The 17,742-nt window shown below is 72.6% G+C and carries 14 protein-coding genes and 4 pseudogenes; 14 read left to right on the top strand and 4 right to left on the bottom strand.

Annotation, left to right across the window (positions count from 1 at the left end):
* Positions 1–65: 65 nt before the first annotated feature.
* The gene (locus ACFPZI_RS09485) at positions 66–572 is read left to right on the top strand and encodes an SRPBCC family protein (RefSeq protein ID WP_381360809.1); all 507 of its coding nucleotides are present in this window, start codon (positions 66–68) and stop codon (positions 570–572) included.
* A 122-nt stretch (positions 573–694) separates the two neighbouring features.
* Here ACFPZI_RS09485 and ACFPZI_RS09480 read toward each other — a convergent pair whose 3' ends face one another.
* From ACFPZI_RS09480 to ACFPZI_RS09470, 3 genes and pseudogenes are all read right to left on the bottom strand, one after another.
* Complete coding sequence (locus ACFPZI_RS09480; protein WP_381360807.1) at positions 695–1,132, bottom strand: ATP-binding protein; 438 nt, start codon at positions 1,130–1,132, stop codon at positions 695–697.
* A gap of 82 nt (positions 1,133–1,214) precedes the next feature.
* A complete protein-coding gene (locus ACFPZI_RS09475; protein ID WP_381360804.1) occupies positions 1,215–1,364 on the bottom strand; it encodes a hypothetical protein in 150 nt (49 codons plus the stop codon).
* 113 nt (positions 1,365–1,477) lie between these two features.
* A pseudogene (locus ACFPZI_RS09470) lies at positions 1,478–2,098 on the bottom strand (DUF6745 domain-containing protein); the annotation flags it as partial.
* A 7-nt stretch (positions 2,099–2,105) separates the two neighbouring features.
* Between ACFPZI_RS09470 and ACFPZI_RS09465 the strand changes: the two are divergent.
* The 3 genes and pseudogenes from ACFPZI_RS09465 to pgm form a co-directional block, all read left to right on the top strand.
* A pseudogene (locus ACFPZI_RS09465) lies at positions 2,106–2,396 on the top strand (hypothetical protein); the annotation flags it as partial.
* Entirely contained in the window at positions 2,393–2,842 is a 450-nt protein-coding gene (locus tag ACFPZI_RS09460) for a hypothetical protein (RefSeq protein ID WP_381360803.1), read from the top strand. The pseudogene ACFPZI_RS09465 and the gene ACFPZI_RS09460, both read left to right, overlap by 4 nt.
* 105 nt (positions 2,843–2,947) lie before the next feature.
* Positions 2,948–4,588 carry a phosphoglucomutase (alpha-D-glucose-1,6-bisphosphate-dependent) gene (gene pgm / locus ACFPZI_RS09455; protein ID WP_381360800.1) on the top strand — a complete coding sequence of 547 codons (1,641 nt, stop codon included), beginning with the start codon at positions 2,948–2,950 and terminating at the stop codon, positions 4,586–4,588.
* A gap of 110 nt (positions 4,589–4,698) precedes the next feature.
* Here pgm and ACFPZI_RS09450 read toward each other — a convergent pair whose 3' ends face one another.
* Entirely contained in the window at positions 4,699–5,220 is a 522-nt protein-coding gene (locus ACFPZI_RS09450) for a hypothetical protein (RefSeq protein WP_381360798.1), read from the bottom strand.
* Between the two features lie 277 nt (positions 5,221–5,497).
* Between ACFPZI_RS09450 and ACFPZI_RS09445 the strand changes: the two genes are divergently transcribed.
* The 10 genes and pseudogenes from ACFPZI_RS09445 (at position 5,498) to ACFPZI_RS09400 (ending at position 17,536) form a co-directional block, all read left to right on the top strand.
* Positions 5,498–6,589 carry a PP2C family protein-serine/threonine phosphatase gene (locus ACFPZI_RS09445; RefSeq protein WP_381360795.1) on the top strand — a complete coding sequence of 364 codons (1,092 nt, stop codon included), beginning with the start codon at positions 5,498–5,500 and terminating at the stop codon, positions 6,587–6,589.
* A 52-nt stretch (positions 6,590–6,641) separates the two neighbouring features.
* The gene (locus tag ACFPZI_RS09440) at positions 6,642–7,199 is read left to right on the top strand and encodes a MarR family winged helix-turn-helix transcriptional regulator (RefSeq protein WP_381360793.1); all 558 of its coding nucleotides are present in this window, start codon (positions 6,642–6,644) and stop codon (positions 7,197–7,199) included.
* 101 nt (positions 7,200–7,300) lie between these two features.
* A pseudogene (locus tag ACFPZI_RS09435) lies at positions 7,301–7,476 on the top strand (alpha/beta hydrolase); the annotation flags it as partial.
* 64 nt (positions 7,477–7,540) lie between these two features.
* Positions 7,541–7,972 (top strand): hypothetical protein, encoded by a 432-nt coding sequence (locus ACFPZI_RS09430; RefSeq protein ID WP_381360791.1) that lies wholly within the window; start codon positions 7,541–7,543, stop codon positions 7,970–7,972.
* 98 nt (positions 7,973–8,070) lie between these two features.
* The gene (locus ACFPZI_RS09425) at positions 8,071–9,336 is read left to right on the top strand and encodes a glycosyltransferase family 4 protein (RefSeq protein WP_381360789.1); all 1,266 of its coding nucleotides are present in this window, start codon (positions 8,071–8,073) and stop codon (positions 9,334–9,336) included.
* Positions 9,333–10,151 carry a transferase gene (locus ACFPZI_RS09420; protein ID WP_381360786.1) on the top strand — a complete coding sequence of 273 codons (819 nt, stop codon included), beginning with the start codon at positions 9,333–9,335 and terminating at the stop codon, positions 10,149–10,151. Before ACFPZI_RS09425 ends, ACFPZI_RS09420 begins: the two co-directional genes overlap by 4 nt.
* 83 nt (positions 10,152–10,234) lie before the next feature.
* Positions 10,235–10,731 (top strand): annotated as a pseudogene (gene ssuE / locus ACFPZI_RS09415) (NADPH-dependent FMN reductase).
* A 110-nt stretch (positions 10,732–10,841) separates the two neighbouring features.
* Entirely contained in the window at positions 10,842–11,873 is a 1,032-nt protein-coding gene (locus ACFPZI_RS09410) for a hydroxyacid dehydrogenase (protein ID WP_381360910.1), read from the top strand.
* Positions 11,870–13,771: a DUF2264 domain-containing protein gene (locus ACFPZI_RS09405; protein ID WP_381360783.1), complete on the top strand. Its 1,902-nt coding sequence runs from the start codon at positions 11,870–11,872 to the stop codon at positions 13,769–13,771. The genes ACFPZI_RS09410 and ACFPZI_RS09405 overlap by 4 nt, the downstream gene beginning before the upstream one ends.
* A 381-nt stretch (positions 13,772–14,152) precedes the next feature.
* Entirely contained in the window at positions 14,153–17,536 is a 3,384-nt protein-coding gene (locus tag ACFPZI_RS09400) for a CARDB domain-containing protein (RefSeq protein ID WP_381360782.1), read from the top strand.
* Positions 17,537–17,742: the final 206 nt, after the last annotated feature.

The raw sequence follows: 17,742 nt of genomic DNA, 5'->3' as shown, positions 1-17,742 counted from the left end.
CATCCGCGGACGGGCACTCGGTGCCGGCTGGTGCGCCCGTACAGCTTTGGACCCGGGAGGTCGTAGTGGCGGTTCGGCATCATCTGATCAGGACGAGCCCGCAGACGGTCTGGGACGTCCTCGCGGACGGCAGCCGCTATGCGGACTGGGTGGTGGGGACCTCGTCGTCGAAGTCGGTTCGGGGGCAGTGGCCCCGGCTCGGAGCGGCGATCCGGTACGAGGCGCGGCTGGGGCCCGTTCGCTTGTCCAACGAGACGGTCGTCCGACGCTGTGAGTGGGGCGAGGTCCTGGAACTCGAGGCCTGGGCAGGCGCGTTGGGCACGGCGCGGATCGCCATCGAGCTGCGGCCCTGGGGGGAGGAGTGCCTGGTGATCGTGGATGAACACCCCCTGCGGGGCGTCGGCGGCCGACTGCACAATCTGGCCGTGGAGGCGCTGATCCAGGTCCGCCACCGTGCCATGCTCGCCAGGCTGGCGGGGCTCTGCGAGACCGAGGCCGCCGAGTGGGAACGCCGCCGCACCCTCGGCCAGGTCGTCACGCCGGAGCCCGGCCAAAACGGCACCCGCGCCTGACTCCGGGACGCGCCTTGACGTCTCTAGGCCTTGAGCCTCGGCCGACCGGGCCGACGCGCGGGGCCCGCGTCACCGGGCCGCCACCGCTCAGAGCGAAGGCCGCCCCGCCGGCAGCGGTCCGGTCAGTGCTTCGCTTCCGCCCCCGGCGCCTCCTCGGTCCGCGGCCCGCGGAAGCAGGCGGTGACCGACTTGCCGTGGGGACAGGGACGGCTCTCCCACTCGTCGGCCAGGGCATCCACGAGGAGCATGCCGCGCCCGCCGGTGCCCTCGGTCCCCGGACTGCGGCGGGCCGGCAGCTCGGCCGACGTGTCGTGGACGGAGATGTGCAGACAGTTGTCGTCGCGGGACAGGGTCAACTGGGCGTTGCTGCGGGCGTGTATGTGGGCGTTGGTGACCAGCTCCGACACGGTCAGCAGCACGGCGTCCGCAGTCTCGGGCGCCGTGGTGGTCCATCCCAGGGCGTCGAGGTGCTCCCGGGCCCAGTCCCGGGCAGCCTTCACCTCACCGCCCATCGGCAGGGAACGCGCCCAGCCCACAGCGCGAACCGACGGTTCATCCATGAGGGTCCTTCCTGGTCCGGTCACCACCGCGCGGCCCGGGACTTCACGGACCCCGGACCGCGCCGACGGGCGACGGAGACGGTCAGCGGTGGCCGCCGCGGAGCTTGCCCAGCAGTCGCCGGCCCTGTGCCCGGCGCCGGGGGTCGGCCGCGGCACGTCGCGCCTGCTCGGTCGCGCGCCGTCCCTGAGGGCTCCTGGCGAACCGCTTGATGCGCTCCACGATTCCGGCCATGAGGGGCTCCTTTCCACGGGACCGCGTTCCCGGTGGCCCGATGGTCTCTTGTCGGTTCCTTCTTTCACCTACCCCTTGGAGGTGAACTCAGCCCTGCGGACGGCGGGCCGGCCTCACGTCTGCTGCAGCGGCTCGTACATCCCGGGCTCGAGCCCGAACGTCCACGCCACTCCCTCCCGGGCGGTCCGCGTCGTCGGCGGCACCCGCAGCCAGTACGTGCGGTGGGTACCGTCGGGCTCCGGTGTGGAGTTGACGACCTCCACCATCACCACCGCCTCGTCGCCGTCGAGTTCGACCCGCCAGAGGATGCCCGTCTCGTTCCGGTGCACGGGCTGCGCCCCGGAATCGGCCAGGTAGCGGTCGTAGCCGTAGTACTCCAGCATCACCCGGCGCATCTCGGCGTTCTCCTCGGCGCGGAGCCGCTCCGGCGTGAGGGTGCGCAGTTCCTCCAGGAAGGCACGCTCCACCGGCATGCCGCGCCAGGCACACAGGGCGAACCCGTCGGGGAACTCCAGGGCCGGGCCGTCCCCGTGGTCCAGCCGGCCCGCCTCGTCACGGTGCAGGGAGGCCGGGCGCTCGCACACCACCGTCCCCTTCTCGAAGGGCCACCATCAGCTGGCGCTGCGGCACACCTGGGCCGGCCCGTCGAGCGGGGACGGCCCGTCGGCCTCCAGCGCGGCCAGCCACGGCGCGTCGTGCTGCCCGAGCAACGCGTCCAGGAGGACCGGCCGTATCCCGGTACGGGAGTCCGTGATCTCCGTCGACGGCCAGGGCACGGTCCGCCGCTGCCACTTCGTCCCCAGCGAGCTGGGCAACCTCTACGACGGCAGCTACCGGGCGGCCCTGGAGCCGCGAGCCTGCCCCCTCACCAGCTGCGACTGCCACATCGGCTATGTCCACCTGGAGACGCTGCCGCTGTACGACGTGTTCGCGGGCGGTGTCCTGGAACGCATCCCGGCGTCGCCCGCGGGGCGGGACTTCCGCGACCGGGCGGGTTTGCCGAAGGGCTCAGCGGCAAGTCGGTGTCCATGAGTGAACAGAACAAGAGCGCGAATCAGAAGACCACCTCCACCCGGACCGCCGCGTCCAAGGCCCGGAACGCCACGGAGAAGGCGACCGCTCCCGCCGAGCGGGCGGCGGGCGGTGCCGCCACCAAGGCGGGTGACGCGGCGTCAGCGGCCAGGTCGGGCGCCGAGCGCGCGGCCGGAGCGGCGAACGGTGCCGTGCAGAGCGCGGCCAAGGGCGTCGAGGCGGGCCGCCGGGCGGTCGTCGCCACCTCGGGTCAGGTCGTCGCCACCTCGGGTCAGGTCGCCGCCACCGCCGTGACCGCCTGGACGGTCCTCACGAACCGCAAGCTCGTCGCCGCCGGTGTCGGCGCGGGCCTGACCGTGCTGAGCGCCGCGTCCTACGCGGTGGGGCGCCGCGCGGAACGCCACAGCCACGGTCCTTTCACGCGGATGACCGGCGGACGCATCTGACCCAGGGGCGGTGCGGAGCCGGGCGGTTCCACTCGCGCGGTGCGGCCCCGAAGAGGAAGGATGTGTCCACAAGCGCAGAATCAACCCCTGCCAAGGAGTGGGCACATGCAGCACGAGCGAGCGGGCGGCCCGGCCCGCCCCGAGGATCTCGTCGACGTCGCTCGGCTGGTCACGGCGTACTACGCGGTGCACCCGGACCCCCAGGACGCGGGACAACGTGTCGCGTTCGGAACGTCGGGGCACCGGGGATCGTCCCTGGCGGGCGCGTTCAACGAGGACCACATCGCCGCGACCAGCCAGGCCATCTGCGAGTACCGCGCCGGCCAGGGCACCGACGGCCCGCTCTTCCTGGGCGCCGACACCCACGCGCTGTCCGAGCCCGCGCGGGTCACCGCCCTGGAGGTGTTCGCGGCCAACGGAGTCACGGTGCTCATCGACAGCGCCGACGGCTACACGCCGACCCCCGCGGTCTCGCACGCGATCCTCACCCACAACCGGGGCCGCACCACCGGCCTCGCGGACGGCGTCGTCGTCACCCCGTCCCACAACCCGCCCGCCGACGGCGGCTTCAAGTACAACCCGCCCAGCGGCGGCCCCGCGGGCTCGAAGGCGACCGGCTGGATCCAGGACCGGGCCAACGCCATCATCCAAGGCGGCCTCGAGGACGTCCGGCGCATCCCCTACGCCCGCGCCCTCACCGCCCCCGGCACCGGCCGCCACGACTTCCTCGGCGCCTACGTCGCCGACCTGCCGAGCGTGCTGGACCTGGAGGCGATCCGTACGGCAGGCGTCCGCATCGGGGCCGACCCGCTGGGCGGGGCGTCCGTCGCCTACTGGGGCCGGATCGCCGAACAGCACGGCATCGACCTCACGGTGGTCAACCCTCTCACCGATCCCACCTGGCGGTTCATGACCCTGGACTGGGACGGCAAAATCCGTATGGACTGCTCGTCGCCGCACGCCATGGCCTCCCTCATCGCGCAGCGGGACCGCTTCGACATCGCCACCGGCAACGACGCGGACGCCGACCGGCACGGCATCGTCACCCCGGACGCCGGCCTGATGAACCCGAACCACTACCTCGCCACGGCCATCCAGTACCTCTACGCGCACCGCGAGCGGTGGCCCGCCGGGGCCGGTGTCGGCAAGACACTGGTGTCCTCCGCGATGATCGACCGGGTCGCCGCCGATCTGAAGCGCGAACTGGTCGAGGTGCCGGTCGGCTTCAAGTGGTTCGTCGACGGACTGGCGGGCGGCACCCTCGGCTTCGGCGGTGAGGAGTCCGCCGGAGCCTCCTTCCTGCGCCGCGACGGTTCGGTGTGGACCACCGACAAGGACGGCATCCTCCTCGCGCTGCTCGCCTCCGAGATCACCGCGGTCACCGGGAAGACGCCCTCCGAGCACTACGCCGCGCTCACCGCCCGCTTCGGCGAGCCCGCCTACGAGCGGATCGACGCTCCGGCGACCCGGGAGGAGAAGGCCCGCCTGGCGAAGCTCTCTCCCGCGCAGGTCACCGCCGACACCCTCGCCGGGGAGGCGGTCACCGCGGTCCTCACCGAGGCCCCCGGCAACGGCGCGTCCATCGGCGGGATCAAGGTGACCACGGCCAATGCCTGGTTCGCGGCCCGCCCTTCGGGCACCGAGGACGTGTACAAGATCTACGCCGAGTCCTTCCAGGGCCCCGGCCACCTCCGCCGGGTGCAGGAGGAGGCCAGGACGGTGGTGCTGTCGGCGCTGGGCGGCTGACCGGCTCCGTACCGCCCGGCTGCCGCTCGTCGCCCGGCGCGGGTGCGCCGCCGGCCGAGTGTCGCAGCCGGGCCGCGTATCGCCGCTCGGCGGGCGGGGCCGGCAGTGTGTCAGCCCGCCTGTACCGCCGACGTGGTCGGGGACGGGGAGGCGAGGCCGGAGGGAACGGACGTCGCCGTGGGCAGCTCCGCGGGGATGTCCTCCGACTGCTGCAGCACCGTGTCGCCGGGCCCCTGGCTCGGGGTGCCCGCGCCGGTGGACAGCTGGGACCAGGCGCCCAGGACCAGCGCGATCGCGGCGGCCGTGCCGATGACCCGGCAGACCCGGCGCGCCCTGGCCCGCCCGTCCAGGTCCCGCCACGACGGGCCCTCCCACGGGTCGTCGGGGTGCCACAGGTCACCGACGGCGCCCGTGGCGTCGGCCCCCTGCTCCTCCGTGCGGCCGCGGGCGTCCATGACGACCGGCTGCGGCTGCCACCCCGACGTCCGCTGCAGGGCGGAGGGTTCGACGGGGGCGGTGGCGCGAATGGCGCGTTCGTTGTCCGTGAGGAACCGCTGCCAGACCTCGTCCGGCACCGACGGCGTCCTGTCCCTGTCCTCCGGCGTCTCGCCGTCAGGTCGCTGCGCGGTCACGTCCGTTCGTTCCTCTCCGGTGAGGGAGCCCGTCGAACACACCTCAGCTCACTCGCACCAGGACCCCGGGCAGGATCATCCCACAGCACGAAATCGTCAGGCCAGGGGCCCGGGGCCCCGGATGCCGTCGTCCGGACCGGTGGGACTCGATTGCACAAAGGTCCGAGGCGGGGGGCCGGAACGTGCCCACGACCATTGCGTAGTCTAACGGCGGGGGAGGGGCGTCTACGGAGGAATCGGACGGCTCTCGAGTGCCTCGACACCGCTGGAGCAGGTCATGACCGACGAGAAACCGCCAATGAGCCAGACCCCGTTGTCCTGGATGCCGGTCGTGGTGATGGTGGTGATCGCGATCGTGGACGTCGTGGTCGGACCGGGGGTGGGCCTGCTGCCCCTGGTCGCGGTCGGCCCCGCCTTCGCCGGACTCGTCGGCGGCTGGCGCCGTACCGCGGTGATCGGCGTACTGGCCCTGCTGCTGTGCGTGGGACTGGGTCTGTACAACGGGCTGTTCGCGGAGCGCCGCGGGTACGGCGCCATGGCGTCCGTGGCAGGGGTCACCGGCGTCGGCATCGCGGCCGCGGTCATGCGCTCCCGCCGTGAGGCGGAACTGGCGAGCATGCGGTCGATCGCGGAGGTCGCGCAGCGCGTGCTGCTGAGGCCGGTGCCGCTGAACGCGGGGGCGTTCCAGGTGGCGGTCTCCTACACGTCCGTCGTCGCCGAGGCCCGTATCGGCGGCGACCTGTACGAGGTGGTGGCCTCGCCGCACGGGGTCCGGGTGATCGTCGGCGATGTCCAGGGCAAAGGGCTGGCCGCGGTGGAGACGGCCGCCGTGGTGCTCGGTGCCTTCCGGGAGGCCGCCTACGACGAGCGGGACCTGGCCGGGGTCGGCGAGCGGGTGGAACGCAGCGTGGCCCGGGAACTGGAGGGCGAGCGGTTCGTCACCGCCGTCCTCGCCGAGATCGACGTGGGCCGGGACCTCACCCTTCTGAACTACGGGCACCCGCCCCCCGTGCTCGTACGGTGCGACGGCAGCGTCGACTTCCCGGAGCCGCCGTCGTACGCCCTGCCGCTGGGCCTGACCGCGCACGGCACCGAAGGACCGGATCCCTTCGGGGTGAGGTTCGAGCCCGGCGAGCAACTGCTGCTGTACACCGACGGAGTCACCGAGGCGCGTGACGAGGACGGCCGCTTCTATCCCCTGGGCGAGCGCACGCATCTGCTGAACGAGCCCGACACGCACCGCGCCCTCGACGCCCTGCGCGAGGACCTGGTCCGGCATGTCGGCGGGCCGCCCGGCGACGATGCCGCGATGCTCCTGCTGCGCCACCACCGGCACGGCGACGGGAACCCGCCCCCGTCCGGCGGCTGAGCCGCGGCTTTGGCGGCGTACGGGCCGGACGAGGGCGAGGTACAAAGGACCCATGCCGGAGCGTGAGGTTCCCGCCGGGACGGGTGACGACGTCGACGCCGTCACCCGTGCGGTCCTGACCGCCTCACGGCTGCTCGTGGCGGTCTCCGCGCGGTCCCTGGGCGCGGTCGGGGACCGGGTGACCCTGCCGCAGTTCCGGATGCTGGCGGTCCTGTCCACCCGCGGTGACACCAAGCTGGTCGCCCTCGCCGAGCTGCTCCACGTCGCCCCGTCCACCGCGATGCGCATGGTGGACCGGCTGATCGCGGCCGGACTCGCCGCACGGCATACCAATCCGGCCAACCGCCGAGAGACAATGCTGAGGCTGACCGACGAGGGCCGGCGGATCGTCGAGGACGTCACCGCGCGGCGCCGCGCCGAGATCGCCGCCATCGTCGAACGGCTCGCCCCCGAGGAACGCGTGGCGCTCGTCGAAGCACTCACCGCGTTCAACGAGGCAGGCGGCGAGCCACCGGCTCCGGCCGCGCCGGAGGGCCCGCGGCTCACGGCCGACCCGGTGCCCGGCCCGCTCAGCCTGCCTGTCGAGGGCGGAGGCGCCCCGTGGGAGTGACCCGGCCGAAGCGGCAACAACGCTCCGTCCTCACCCGCTCCTGCCTCCCTGCTCAAAGCGCGGTCCCGGCGCGGGACGGGCCGCGAGTCACGGGAGCAGGTATGTCACCGCGGCAGCCCCAGCACGACGTCACCCACCGGCTGGTCCCCCCGCCCGCGGGCCGCACCTGTCTGGTGGAGCAGGGCACCGGCCCGCTGGTCCTGCTCGTGCAGGATTCCCCGAGCTCTGGTACTCCTGGCGCCACCAACTGCCCGCCCTGGCGCGGCCGGGTTTCAAATATGCATGCTAAATTCCTATTTGAGAGGCTCCCGCGCACAGGACGCACAGGACGGTGACACCCGATGACGGCAGACGGCGGCGACGCCACCACCGGGCGCGGGGGCGAGATCCCGCTGCCCCGGACGCTGTGCGACACGGCCGCGCTGGCGGCGCTCGAGGACGCGCCGGCCGGCGCCCTGTGGCGGCTCGCGGAGTCCGGCCGGCAACTCGACGCCAACGTCGTACGCATTCCACCCGGCCGGCAGGTCGACACCCACCGTGAGCCCGACCTCGACGTACTCCTCCTCGTCCTGGCCGGCGAGGGCTCGCTGACCGCGCCCGACGGAACGCGGCCCCTGCGTGCGGGCGCCCTGACCTGGCTTCCGCACGGCTCCACACGCGCTCTCGCCGCCGGCGAGCAGGGACTGACCTACCTGACCGTGCACCGCCGCCGCCCCGGCATGCAGATCAAGCCGCCGGGCACGACGGCACCGTCGGCCGGCCGGCCCCAGTAGCGGTGACCAGACGGAATTTTCGGCCAGAAGGCGTAACTCGAGCCAACAAAGCGATAACAGCAGACAACTTCTGAACGCTTTAAGCGCTCTAGTCCGCCATGAAGATCTCTTTCCTGATCCACAACGCCTATGGCATCGGAGGCACGATCACCACCACGTTCAACCTCGCCGCCGCGCTGGCCGAACGGCACGACGTGGAGATCGTCTCCGTGCTGCGGCACCGGGAGCACCCCCACCTCACCCCGCACCCCGACGTGCGGCTGCGGCCCCTGGTGGATCTCAGGAGAGAGAAGGACGATCCCCGGCACCGAAGACCGGCCAAGGTGTTCCCGTCGGCCGAGTACCGCTACCACCAGTACAGCGAGTTGACGGATCAGCGGATCGCCGAATGCCTGGAGTCCATCGACGCCGACGTGGTCATCGGGACCCGGCCGGGACTCAACGTGCACCTCGCGCTCCAGGCCCCCGAGCACGTCGTACGCGTCGGCCAGGAGCACCTCACCCTGAACAACCACCCGCCCCGGCTGCGTACCACGCTGCGCCGCGCCTACCGCCGCCTCGACGTGCTCACCACCGTCACGGAGGCGGACGCCGACTCCTACCGGCGCAGGATGAGGCTGCCCGGTGTGCGCGTGGAGGCCCTCCCGAACAGCGTCCCCGACCCCGTGCTGCCCACCGCGGACGGCACTGCCAAGGTGGTCGTCGCGGCCGGCCGGCTGGTCCCGGTCAAGCGCTACGACCTGATCATCGAGGCGTTCGCCCGGGTCGCGGCCGCCCACCCGGACTGGCAGCTGCGCATTTACGGCAAAGGCGAGGAACAGGCCGGGCTGCGCCGCCTGATCGAGTCGCTCGGCCTGTGGAACAACGTCTTCCTCATGGGCGCGGCCACGCCGATGGAGGCCGAGTGGGTCAAGGGCTCCATCGGCGTGGCCGCGTCCAACTTCGAGCCGTTCGGCATGACCATCGTCGAGGCGATGCGCTGCGGACTGCCCGTCGTGAGCACCGACTGTCCCTACGGACCCGGCGAGATCATCAAGGACGGCGTCGACGGCCGGCTCGTGCCCGTCGGTGACGCCGACGCCCTCGGCGAGGCCCTGCTGGACCTCGTCCGCGACGACGAACGGCGCCGCCGCATGGGCAGGGCCGCCCTCGACAACGCCCGCCGGTACGCCCCCGGACCCGTCGTGGCACAGGCGGAACGCCTCGCCGGGGAGGCCGTGGCGGCCAGAAGCACCGGTCGGCGCCCCGCACCGGACGGCGGCCGAGCCCACCGGACCCTGTCCGGCCAGGGCCACGCCGCCGCCGACCTCGCCCTCGCCGCCGCCTCCGAGGCGCTGCGCACCCTACGGAAGGGACGCCGATGAGCACCGCCGCACAGGACACGGGCGAACCGCGCGCCCACTGCACGGTCGACGCCGACGGCCGGACCACCTTCCGCGTCGCGCTCCGCCCGGCCGGGCGCCCTCGGCTGGCCCTGGTGCCGAGACCGAAGAAGAACACGCCGGAACAGCCGACGCACCTCCTCGACCTCGAACCCCATGGCGGCGACGGCGACCTCCGCGCGGTGCTCGAACCGCTGTCGGCCCTCGCCGAGGGCCGCTGGGACGCGTATCTGATGAGGGAACCGGACGCCGTACGGGAACGGCTGCGCCCAGGGCTGCGGGACCTGCGCGCCCTCGTCGACGGAAGCCTGCGGGAGCGGCCGTCCCCGGTGGCCGTCCGGGTCCCCTACGCCACGAAGGACGGGTTCCTGGCGGTCCGGGCCTGGCTGCGCCCCGTCCACGCCGAGGCCGGCCGCCTCGACCTCGCGGACGGTGCGATGACGGTCCACGCACGCCTGCACGGCGCCGAACTGTCCGACGACGCCACCGCGTTGCTCCGGCTGCGCGGCGACAAGGGCACCACGCGCTCCTTTCCGCTGCGGACCGAGGGCAGCGCCTTCTCCTTCACCGCGCCCTTCGGGGAGCTGACCGGCGGGGCGCCCGGTGGCCAGGTCTGGGACGCCTTCCTCCGGCCCGCCGCCGGTGTCCCGCCGGTCCGGGTCGGCCGGCTCCTCGACGACATGGCCGACCGCAAGACGGTGTGCGTGTACCCGGCGCTCACCGTCGGCGAAGCCGCCGTGCGCCCGTACTACACCGTCGACAACGATCTCGCCGTCGAGGTGACCGCCGTGCGCTGAACCGACCGCCGCCCGTCCCGGCCGCGTGACGAGCCGCACACGCCGGTGCGGGCCCCGCTCCCGAAAGGTTCGCCAAGGCCACCATCCTGTCCGTCTCCGGCAGCCCTCCACCACCTCCCGCACCGCACGGCTTCTGCGCCACCTGGACGACAGGCCCCGGCGGCAGGGCCACGAGGTGACGCCGCTGGACGTGCGGACGCTGCCCGCCGAGGCGCTGCTCGGCGCCGACTTCCGGCACCCGGCGATCACCGGGGCGGCCGCCCTGTTCGAGCGGGCGGACGCCGTGGTGATCGGCACGCCCGTCCACAAGGCCGCGTACTCGGGCCTGCTCAAGTCGCTGCTCGACCTGCTCCCGCAGTACGCCCTCGCGGGCAAGAGCGTGCTGCCGCTCGCCACCGGCGGCTCCACCGCCCACGTCCTCGCCATCGACTACGCCCTGCGCCCGGTACTCAGTTCCATGGGGGCCGCGCACTGTCCGACCGGGGCCTGTACCCCATCGGTCCCGGCCTCTGCACAGGGAACAGTCCGGTGTCCGTCGCGCCCGAGTACTGCCCCGTGGGCATCATGGGGTTGCTCCTGACGGTCGTGCCCCTCATCCTCGCCTTCGCCCTGCTCCAGCGCTTCCGGCGCAGCGGTCCGACCGCCGGCGCCGTGAAGCGACCCGCTCATGGAAGGAGTTCCGCCCCCACCATGACCGAGCACCCGCCCGGCCCCGCCCTCCGACCCCGCGCCGCACTGGCCATGCACCCCGACGTCGCCTCGGCCGTCCTCGACGCCGAGTCGCACGCGGCCCTCGCCGCGCTGTGCGATCCGGCACCCCTCCCGGTGCTGGACGACTTCACCACCCCCCAGGCGCGCGCCGTGCTCGCCGACGTCGACCTGCTGGTCACCGGCTGGGGCTGCCCGCCCCTGGACGCCGAGGTCCTGCGGGCCGCGCCCCGCCTGCGCGCCGTCGTGCACGCCGCGGGCAGCGTACGCGGCCACGTCACCGACGCCTGCTGGGAGCGCGGCATCGAGGTCTCCTCCGCCGCCGCGGCCAACGCCGTGCCGGTCGCCGAGTACACCCTCGCCATGATCCTTCTCACCGGAAAGCGGGTCCTGGAAAGCGCACGCGACTACCGCACCGCCCGCGCCCGGCCCGACCGGCTGCGCCCCGACCGCTCCACCGGCAACCACCGCCGCACCGTGGGCATCCTGTCGGCCTCCCTCATCGGCCGCCGCGTCATCGACCTGCTGCGCCCGCACGATGTCGACGTCCTGCTCCACGACCCGTACGTCGACGAGGGAGGCGCGACCGAACTCGGTGTGCGCCGAGTGGAGTTGGCGGAGCTGTTCCGGCTCTCCGACACGGTCAGCGTGCACACCCCGCTGCTGCCCGAGACCCGTGGCCTGGTCGGCCGCGAACTGATCGACTCCATGCGGCCCGACGCCGTACTCGTCAACACGGCCCGCGGCGCCGTCGTCGACCAGGACGCGCTCACCGACGCGGTGCTGGCCGGCCGCATCCGTGCCGTGCTCGACGTCACCGAACCCGAAGTCCTGCCGTCCGACCACCCGTTGTGGAGGTGCGAGAACGTCCTGCTCACCCCCCACCTCGCCGGCTCCCAGGGCAACGAGCTGCGCCGCCTGGCCGATCTCGCGCTCGCCGAGATCGCGAGCTGGGCCGCCGGCGACGGCTTCCGCCACCCCGTGCGACGCGAAAGGCTGGCCTTCCTCGCATGAGCATCCCCTTCGAACTGCCCCCGGAGAACCGCGACCTGAGCCCGCACACCGGCTACACCCGCGCCCACTGGGAGGCCGCCGCGGACGGGCTACTCACCGCGGCCTGGCGCTGGAGCACCCCCGGCCACGCCCTGCTGGACCTGCCGGGGCGTCCCTCCCGCTCGGGCGTGCGCTCCGACGGCCTCGAGGGGTACGCGAGGACGTTCCTGGCCGCCGCCTTCCGGGTGGCCGGCGCGGACGGGGACGATCCCCACGGCCGGCTCGAGCGCTACGCGAGCGGACTCGCCGCCGGCACCCGTACCCCGGGCCGCGACGACACCGAGTCCTGGCCGCTGATCCTGGACTTCACGGTGCAGGGCCAGCCCATGGTCGAGTCGGCGTCGATCGCCCTCGGCCTGCGCCTGACCGCCCCCTGGCTGTGGAAGAACCTCGACCCCGGCGTGCAGGACCGAGCCGAGGAATGGCTGCGGGGCGCGCTGCGGCACACCCCCGCGCCGAACAACTGGTACCTCTTCCCGTACACGGTCGCCGGGTTCCTGGAGTCCGTCGGCCGCGGCGACAGCGAGACGGCCGCGGTCCGGCAGCGCGCGGTGGAACTCCTGGAGAGCTGGTACCAGGGCGACGGCTGGTACACCGACGGGGACATGCGGGCCTTCGACCATTACAACGGCTGGGCCCTGCACCTCTACCCGGTCCTCGACGCCCATCTCTCCGGCGACGCGGACGCCCTGGCCCACTACGGTTCCCGGCTGCGTTCCCATCTGGAGGGCTTCGCCCTCATGTTCGGCGCGGACGGGGCACCGATGCACTACGGACGGTCGCTCACTTACCGTTTCGCCGCCGCGTCGGCCGTCGCGCTGGGCGCGGTGACCGGATACAGCCCGCTGGCACCGGGAGTCTCGCGCCGCATCACCGACGGCAGCCTGCGTTACTTCCTCGACCGGGGCGCGCTGACCGACGACGGACTGCTGAGCCTCGGCTGGCACGGCCCGCACGACGCCGTACTGCAGACCTACTCGGGCCCGGCGTCCCCGTACTGGGCGTCGAAGGCCTTCGTCACCCTGCTCGCTCCCGTCGGCCACGCCTTCTGGACGGACCGTGAGGAGCCGGCACCGGTGGAGGAGGCCGACAGGGTGTTCGCCCTGCCCGCGCCCGGACTGCTCGTCCAGGCGACCCGGGCCGACGGAGTCGTCCGTCTGCACAACCACGGCAGCCACCATGTGAGCCCCTACCAGGCGGAGTCGGCCGCCGAGGACGACCCGTACTACGGGCGCCAGGCCTACTCGACCCGCACCGGCCCGACCGCGACCGGGAACATCGCCGACAACCACCTGTCCGTGGTGGTCGGCGGCCGGCCCAGCGTCCGCCGCCGCGTCCACCCGCTGGGTGCCGGACACGGCGACGGGTGGGGCTGGGCGGCCTCCTGGCACCGGCCGGTGTTCGCCGGCGGCCCGCCGATGGTGCCGGGCCTGCGGGTGGAGAGCGTCACGGTGGCCCACGGCCGTCACGAACTGCGGGTGCACCGGGTGGTGGGGGCACCGGCGGACTCCCTCGTCACGCACACCGGCTGGGCCACCGGCCCCGACGAGCCGCTGATCTCCTCCCTGCACGGCCTGCACGGCTGGGACGCTCCCGCCGCGGACCCGATCCGCGCCCCTCAGGGCACGGCCTTCACCCGCTGGGCCCGGGTACCCCGGCTCAGTGGCCGCTCCCACGGCACGTCCGTGCACGTCAGCCTGGCCAGTCTGACCGCCGAACCCGATCCGCGGCCTCTGACGGACGCGGTCCAGGAGGTCCGGGTGGACGGGGGGAGCACGGTCGAGGTCGTGTGGGCCGGCGGCGGAGGCCGCACCCGGATCGCGTTCGACCCGGTGGAGGTCGGCCACACGGATCAGTGACTCCGGGCGGGCTCCGGGCCCGTGTCGAACCGGTGCAGGGCAGGGGCGTCGTCCGGGAGGGCGGCGCCCCTGCCGTGTCCGGCCCCCGGTCCGTCGAGGTTCGTTGTGTCCATGCCATTGACAAGTGAGGCAGGAGACCGAAACTCTCACTCCAGGAGCCGCAAGAAATGAACTGACGGCCGCAAAAGACGTACGACTGGTCGGCATTCCGTGGCAGGTGCCCCCTGCCTGCACGGATGCCCACCTGCCCCGCCACCCGTCCGCACCCGGCCGGCTCCGTCCTGCTTCTCCGCACGTCCTGCTTCTCCGCACGTCCTGCTCCTCCGTACGTCCCGCACGCGCCCGACCACGCCCCAGCACCCGCCGTGGAACGAGGACTTCATGAGACGGAAGCGATTCGGCCCCCGGACGATCACCGGCCTGCTCCTGGCCGGCCTGGTCGCCGTCGGTCTCCACCCCGCACCGGCCATCGCCGCGCAGCCGGCCGTCCGCGGGCCCAACCTGGCACTCGGCAAAAGCGTCACAGCCGGTGGCTCCCACCCCGGCCACCCCGCCACCAACGTGACCGACGGCAGCCAGCAGACCTACTGGGAGGGCCCTGCGGGGTCCTTCCCGCAGCCGGTACGCGTCGACCTCGGCGGCACCGTCGAGGCCGACCGGGTGGTCCTGAAACTGCCCACCGGCTGGGAGGCCCGTACCCAGACCCTCACCGTGGAGGGCAGCACCGACGGCACCTCCTTCACCACCCTGTCCGCCTCCGCCGCCCGCGGCTTCGACCCCGACGACGGCAACACGGTCACCGTGGACTTCGCCGCCCGGGACCTGCGCCACATCCGCGTGCGGGTGACCGCCAACACCGGCTGGAACGCCGCCCAGCTGTCCGAGATCGAGGTCTACGACAGCGACGCCGGCACCGACCCCGAACAGCCACCGGCCGACGGAACCAACCTGGCACTGAACAAGCCCGTCCAGGCCTCCTCCACGGTGCACCAGTTCGTGGCCAGGAATGCCAACGACGGTCAGAGAAACACCTATTGGGAGTCGTCGGGCCATCCCGCCACGCTCACGGTCCAGTTGGGCGCGAACGCCGATCTGTCCGGCGTCGTCGTGAAGCTCAACCCCGACGCGGCCTGGGAGACCCGGACGCAGAACATCGAGGTCCTCGGACGCGAACAGACGGCGAGCGGCTTCACCACGATCAAGGCCCGCGCCGACTACACGTTCAATCCCGCCTCGAACGGCAACACGGTCACCATCCCGGTCACCGGACGCCATGCCGACCTGCAGCTGCGATTCACCCACAACTCCGGCGGATACGGCGCCCAGATCGCCGAGCTGGAGGTCATGGGCACCGCCGCCCCCAACCCCGATCTCGTCGTCACCGACCTCACCTGGACCCCCGCGTCCCCCACCGAGTCCGACGCCGTCACGGTCCGCGCCACCGTACGCAACGCCGGCACCGCCGCGTCCCCCGCCACCACGCTGGACGTCGGCATCGAGGGCACCGTCGCCGGCAGTGCCCCGGTCGGCGCGCTCGCCGCCGGCGCCTCCGCGACCGTCTCCGTGAACGTGGGCAAGCGGGCCCGGGGCACCTACACCGTGTCCGCCGTGGTCGACCCCACGGACACCGTTTCCGAACAGGACGACACCAACAACAGCCGCACCGCGACGGACAAGCTGACCGTGGCCCAGAGCCCCGGACCCGACCTGGAGGTCCGCGCGATCGCGACCGACCCGGCGAGCCCCGCCGTCGGCGCCGCCGTCTCCTTCACGGTCACCGTGCACAACCGGGGCACCTCGGCCGCGCCCGCCGGCTCCGTCACCCGGCTGGAGGTGGGCGACCGTACCCTCGACGGCACGACCGGGGCGGTCGCCGCAGGCGCGAGCGTTCCGGTCACCGTCGACGGCACCTGGACCGCCACCGGCGGGCCGAACATTCTCACCGCGACCGCGGATGCCACCAACAGAGTCGCCGAGACCAACGAGAACAACAACATCCTCACCCGCTCCCTCGTCGTCGGCCGCGGCGCCGCCGTGCCGTACACCGAGTACGAGGCGGAGGACGGCACCTACCAGGGAACGCTCCTGACAGCCGACCCCAAGCGGACGTTCGGCCACACCAACTTCGCCACCGAGTCCTCCGGCCGCACGTCCGTCCGCCTCAACTCCACCGGCCAGTACGTGCAGTTCACCTCCTCGGGACCGACCAACTCGATCGTCGTACGCAACTCGATCCCGGACGCCCCGGGCGGCGGCGGCACCGAGGCCACCCTGAGCCTGTACGCGGACGGCGAGTTCGTGCGGAAGATCGGCCTCAGCTCCAAGCACAGCTGGCTGTACGGCAACACCGACCAGCCCGAAGGGCTCACCAACACCCCGCAGGCCGACGCCCGCAGACTGTTCGACGAGTCCCATGCCCTGCTCGGCCGGAGCTTCCCGAAGGGCACCACCTTCCGGCTCCAGCGCGACAACGACGACACCGCCGCGTTCTACATCGTCGACCTGATCGACCTGGAGCAGGTCGCACCGCCCACCGACCGGCCCGCGGGCTGTGTCTCCATCACCGAGTACGGCGCGATCCCGGGCGACGGGATCGACGACACGGACGCCCTTCAGCGGGCCGTGACCGCCGACCAGAACGGACAGATCGACTGTGTGTGGATCCCGCCGGGCCAGTGGCGGCAGGAGCAGAAGATCCTCACCGACGACCCGCTCGACCGCGGCCAGCACAACCAGGTCGGCATCCGCGACGTCACCGTCCGAGGCGCCGGCATGTGGCACTCCCAGTTCCACGCCCTCACCCCGCCGCACCAGTCGGGCGGCATCAACCACCCGCACGAGGGTAACTTCGGCTTCGACATCGACGACAGCACCCGGATCTCGGACATCGCCATCTTCGGCTCGGGCACCATCCGCGGCGGCGACGGCGGAGCCGAGGGAGGTGTCGGCCTGAACGGCCGATTCGGCAAGAACACGAAGATCAGCAACGTGTGGATCGAGCACGCCAACGTGGGCGCCTGGGTGGGCCGCGACTACAGCAACATCCCCGAGCTGTGGGGCCCCGCCGACGGGCTGGAGTTCACCGGGATGAGAATCCGCAACACCTACGCGGACGGGGTCAACTTCGCCAACGGAACCCGCAACTCACTCGTGGAGAACTCCTCGCTGCGCAACACCGGCGACGACGCGCTGGCCGTCTGGGCGAGCAAGTACGTCAAGGACCCGTCCGTCGACATCGGCCACGACAACCACTTCCGCAACAACACGGTCCAGCTGCCCTGGCGTGCCAACGGCATCGCGGTCTACGGCGGCTACGGCAACACCATCGAGAACAACCTGATCCACGACACGATGAACTACCCGGGCATCATGCTGGCGACCGACCACGACCCGCTGCCCTTCTCCGGACGGACCCTCATCGCCAACAACGCGCTGCACCGTACCGGCGGAGCCTTCTGGAACGAGGACCAGGAGTTCGGTGCCATCACCTTGTTCGCGCAGGGGCCGGACATCCCGGGGGTGGTGATCCGCGACACCGACATCCATGACTCGACGTACGACGGCATCCAGTTCAAGACGGGCGGCGGTGCCATGCCGGACGTCCGGATCAGCAACGTCACGATCGACAGGTCCAACAACGGGTCCGGCATCCTCGCCATGGGCGGCGCCCGGGGCAGTGCCACTCTGACGGACGTCACCATCACCGGTTCGGCCGAGGGCGACGTGCTGATCGAACCCGGCTCGCAGTTCGTGATCAACCGGTAGCCCCACCGCACCACCACCCTGCGCACCGCGCCGGGCGACGGGCCCGTACCCCACCCGGGTACGGGCCCCGATGCGTCCGGACGGCCTTGCCGCCAGGCGCGACATCCCCACCCTGTGCGTCACAATGCGCAAGTGCATGAACGCGTTCCGTGACACGCCGGGCCGAGGCCGGGTCTCACACGAGCGGGCGCATGTGCGACATCCTT

Origin of the sequence: Streptomyces chlorus, from assembly GCF_042655885.1 — a bacterium.
In the GTDB taxonomy this organism is placed as follows: Bacteria; Actinomycetota; Actinomycetes; order Streptomycetales; family Streptomycetaceae; genus Streptomyces; species Streptomyces chlorus.
The sequence above is the reverse complement of the archived record's forward strand: the minus strand, read 5'-3'. Positions and strand labels throughout refer to the sequence as shown.

Bases quoted from the DNA above. Each gene is read 5' to 3' on its own strand.
- ACFPZI_RS09480 (WP_381360807.1), bottom strand. From the start codon at position 1,132: ATGGATGAACCGTCGGTTCGCGCTGTGGGCTGGGCGCGTTCCCTGCCG.
- ACFPZI_RS09475 (WP_381360804.1), bottom strand. From the start codon at position 1,364: ATGGCCGGAATCGTGGAGCGCATCAAGCGGTTCGCCAGGAGCCCTCAG.
- ACFPZI_RS09460 (WP_381360803.1), top strand. From the start codon at position 2,393: ATGAGTGAACAGAACAAGAGCGCGAATCAGAAGACCACCTCCACCCGG.
- pgm (WP_381360800.1), top strand. From the start codon at position 2,948: ATGCAGCACGAGCGAGCGGGCGGCCCGGCCCGCCCCGAGGATCTCGTC.
- ACFPZI_RS09445 (WP_381360795.1), top strand. From the start codon at position 5,498: ATGACCGACGAGAAACCGCCAATGAGCCAGACCCCGTTGTCCTGGATG.
- ACFPZI_RS09440 (WP_381360793.1), top strand. From the start codon at position 6,642: ATGCCGGAGCGTGAGGTTCCCGCCGGGACGGGTGACGACGTCGACGCC.
- ACFPZI_RS09430 (WP_381360791.1), top strand. From the start codon at position 7,541: ATGACGGCAGACGGCGGCGACGCCACCACCGGGCGCGGGGGCGAGATC.
- ACFPZI_RS09425 (WP_381360789.1), top strand. From the start codon at position 8,071: ATGAAGATCTCTTTCCTGATCCACAACGCCTATGGCATCGGAGGCACG.
- ACFPZI_RS09420 (WP_381360786.1), top strand. From the start codon at position 9,333: ATGAGCACCGCCGCACAGGACACGGGCGAACCGCGCGCCCACTGCACG.
- ACFPZI_RS09410 (WP_381360910.1), top strand. From the start codon at position 10,842: ATGACCGAGCACCCGCCCGGCCCCGCCCTCCGACCCCGCGCCGCACTG.
- ACFPZI_RS09405 (WP_381360783.1), top strand. From the start codon at position 11,870: ATGAGCATCCCCTTCGAACTGCCCCCGGAGAACCGCGACCTGAGCCCG.
- ACFPZI_RS09400 (WP_381360782.1), top strand. From the start codon at position 14,153: ATGAGACGGAAGCGATTCGGCCCCCGGACGATCACCGGCCTGCTCCTG.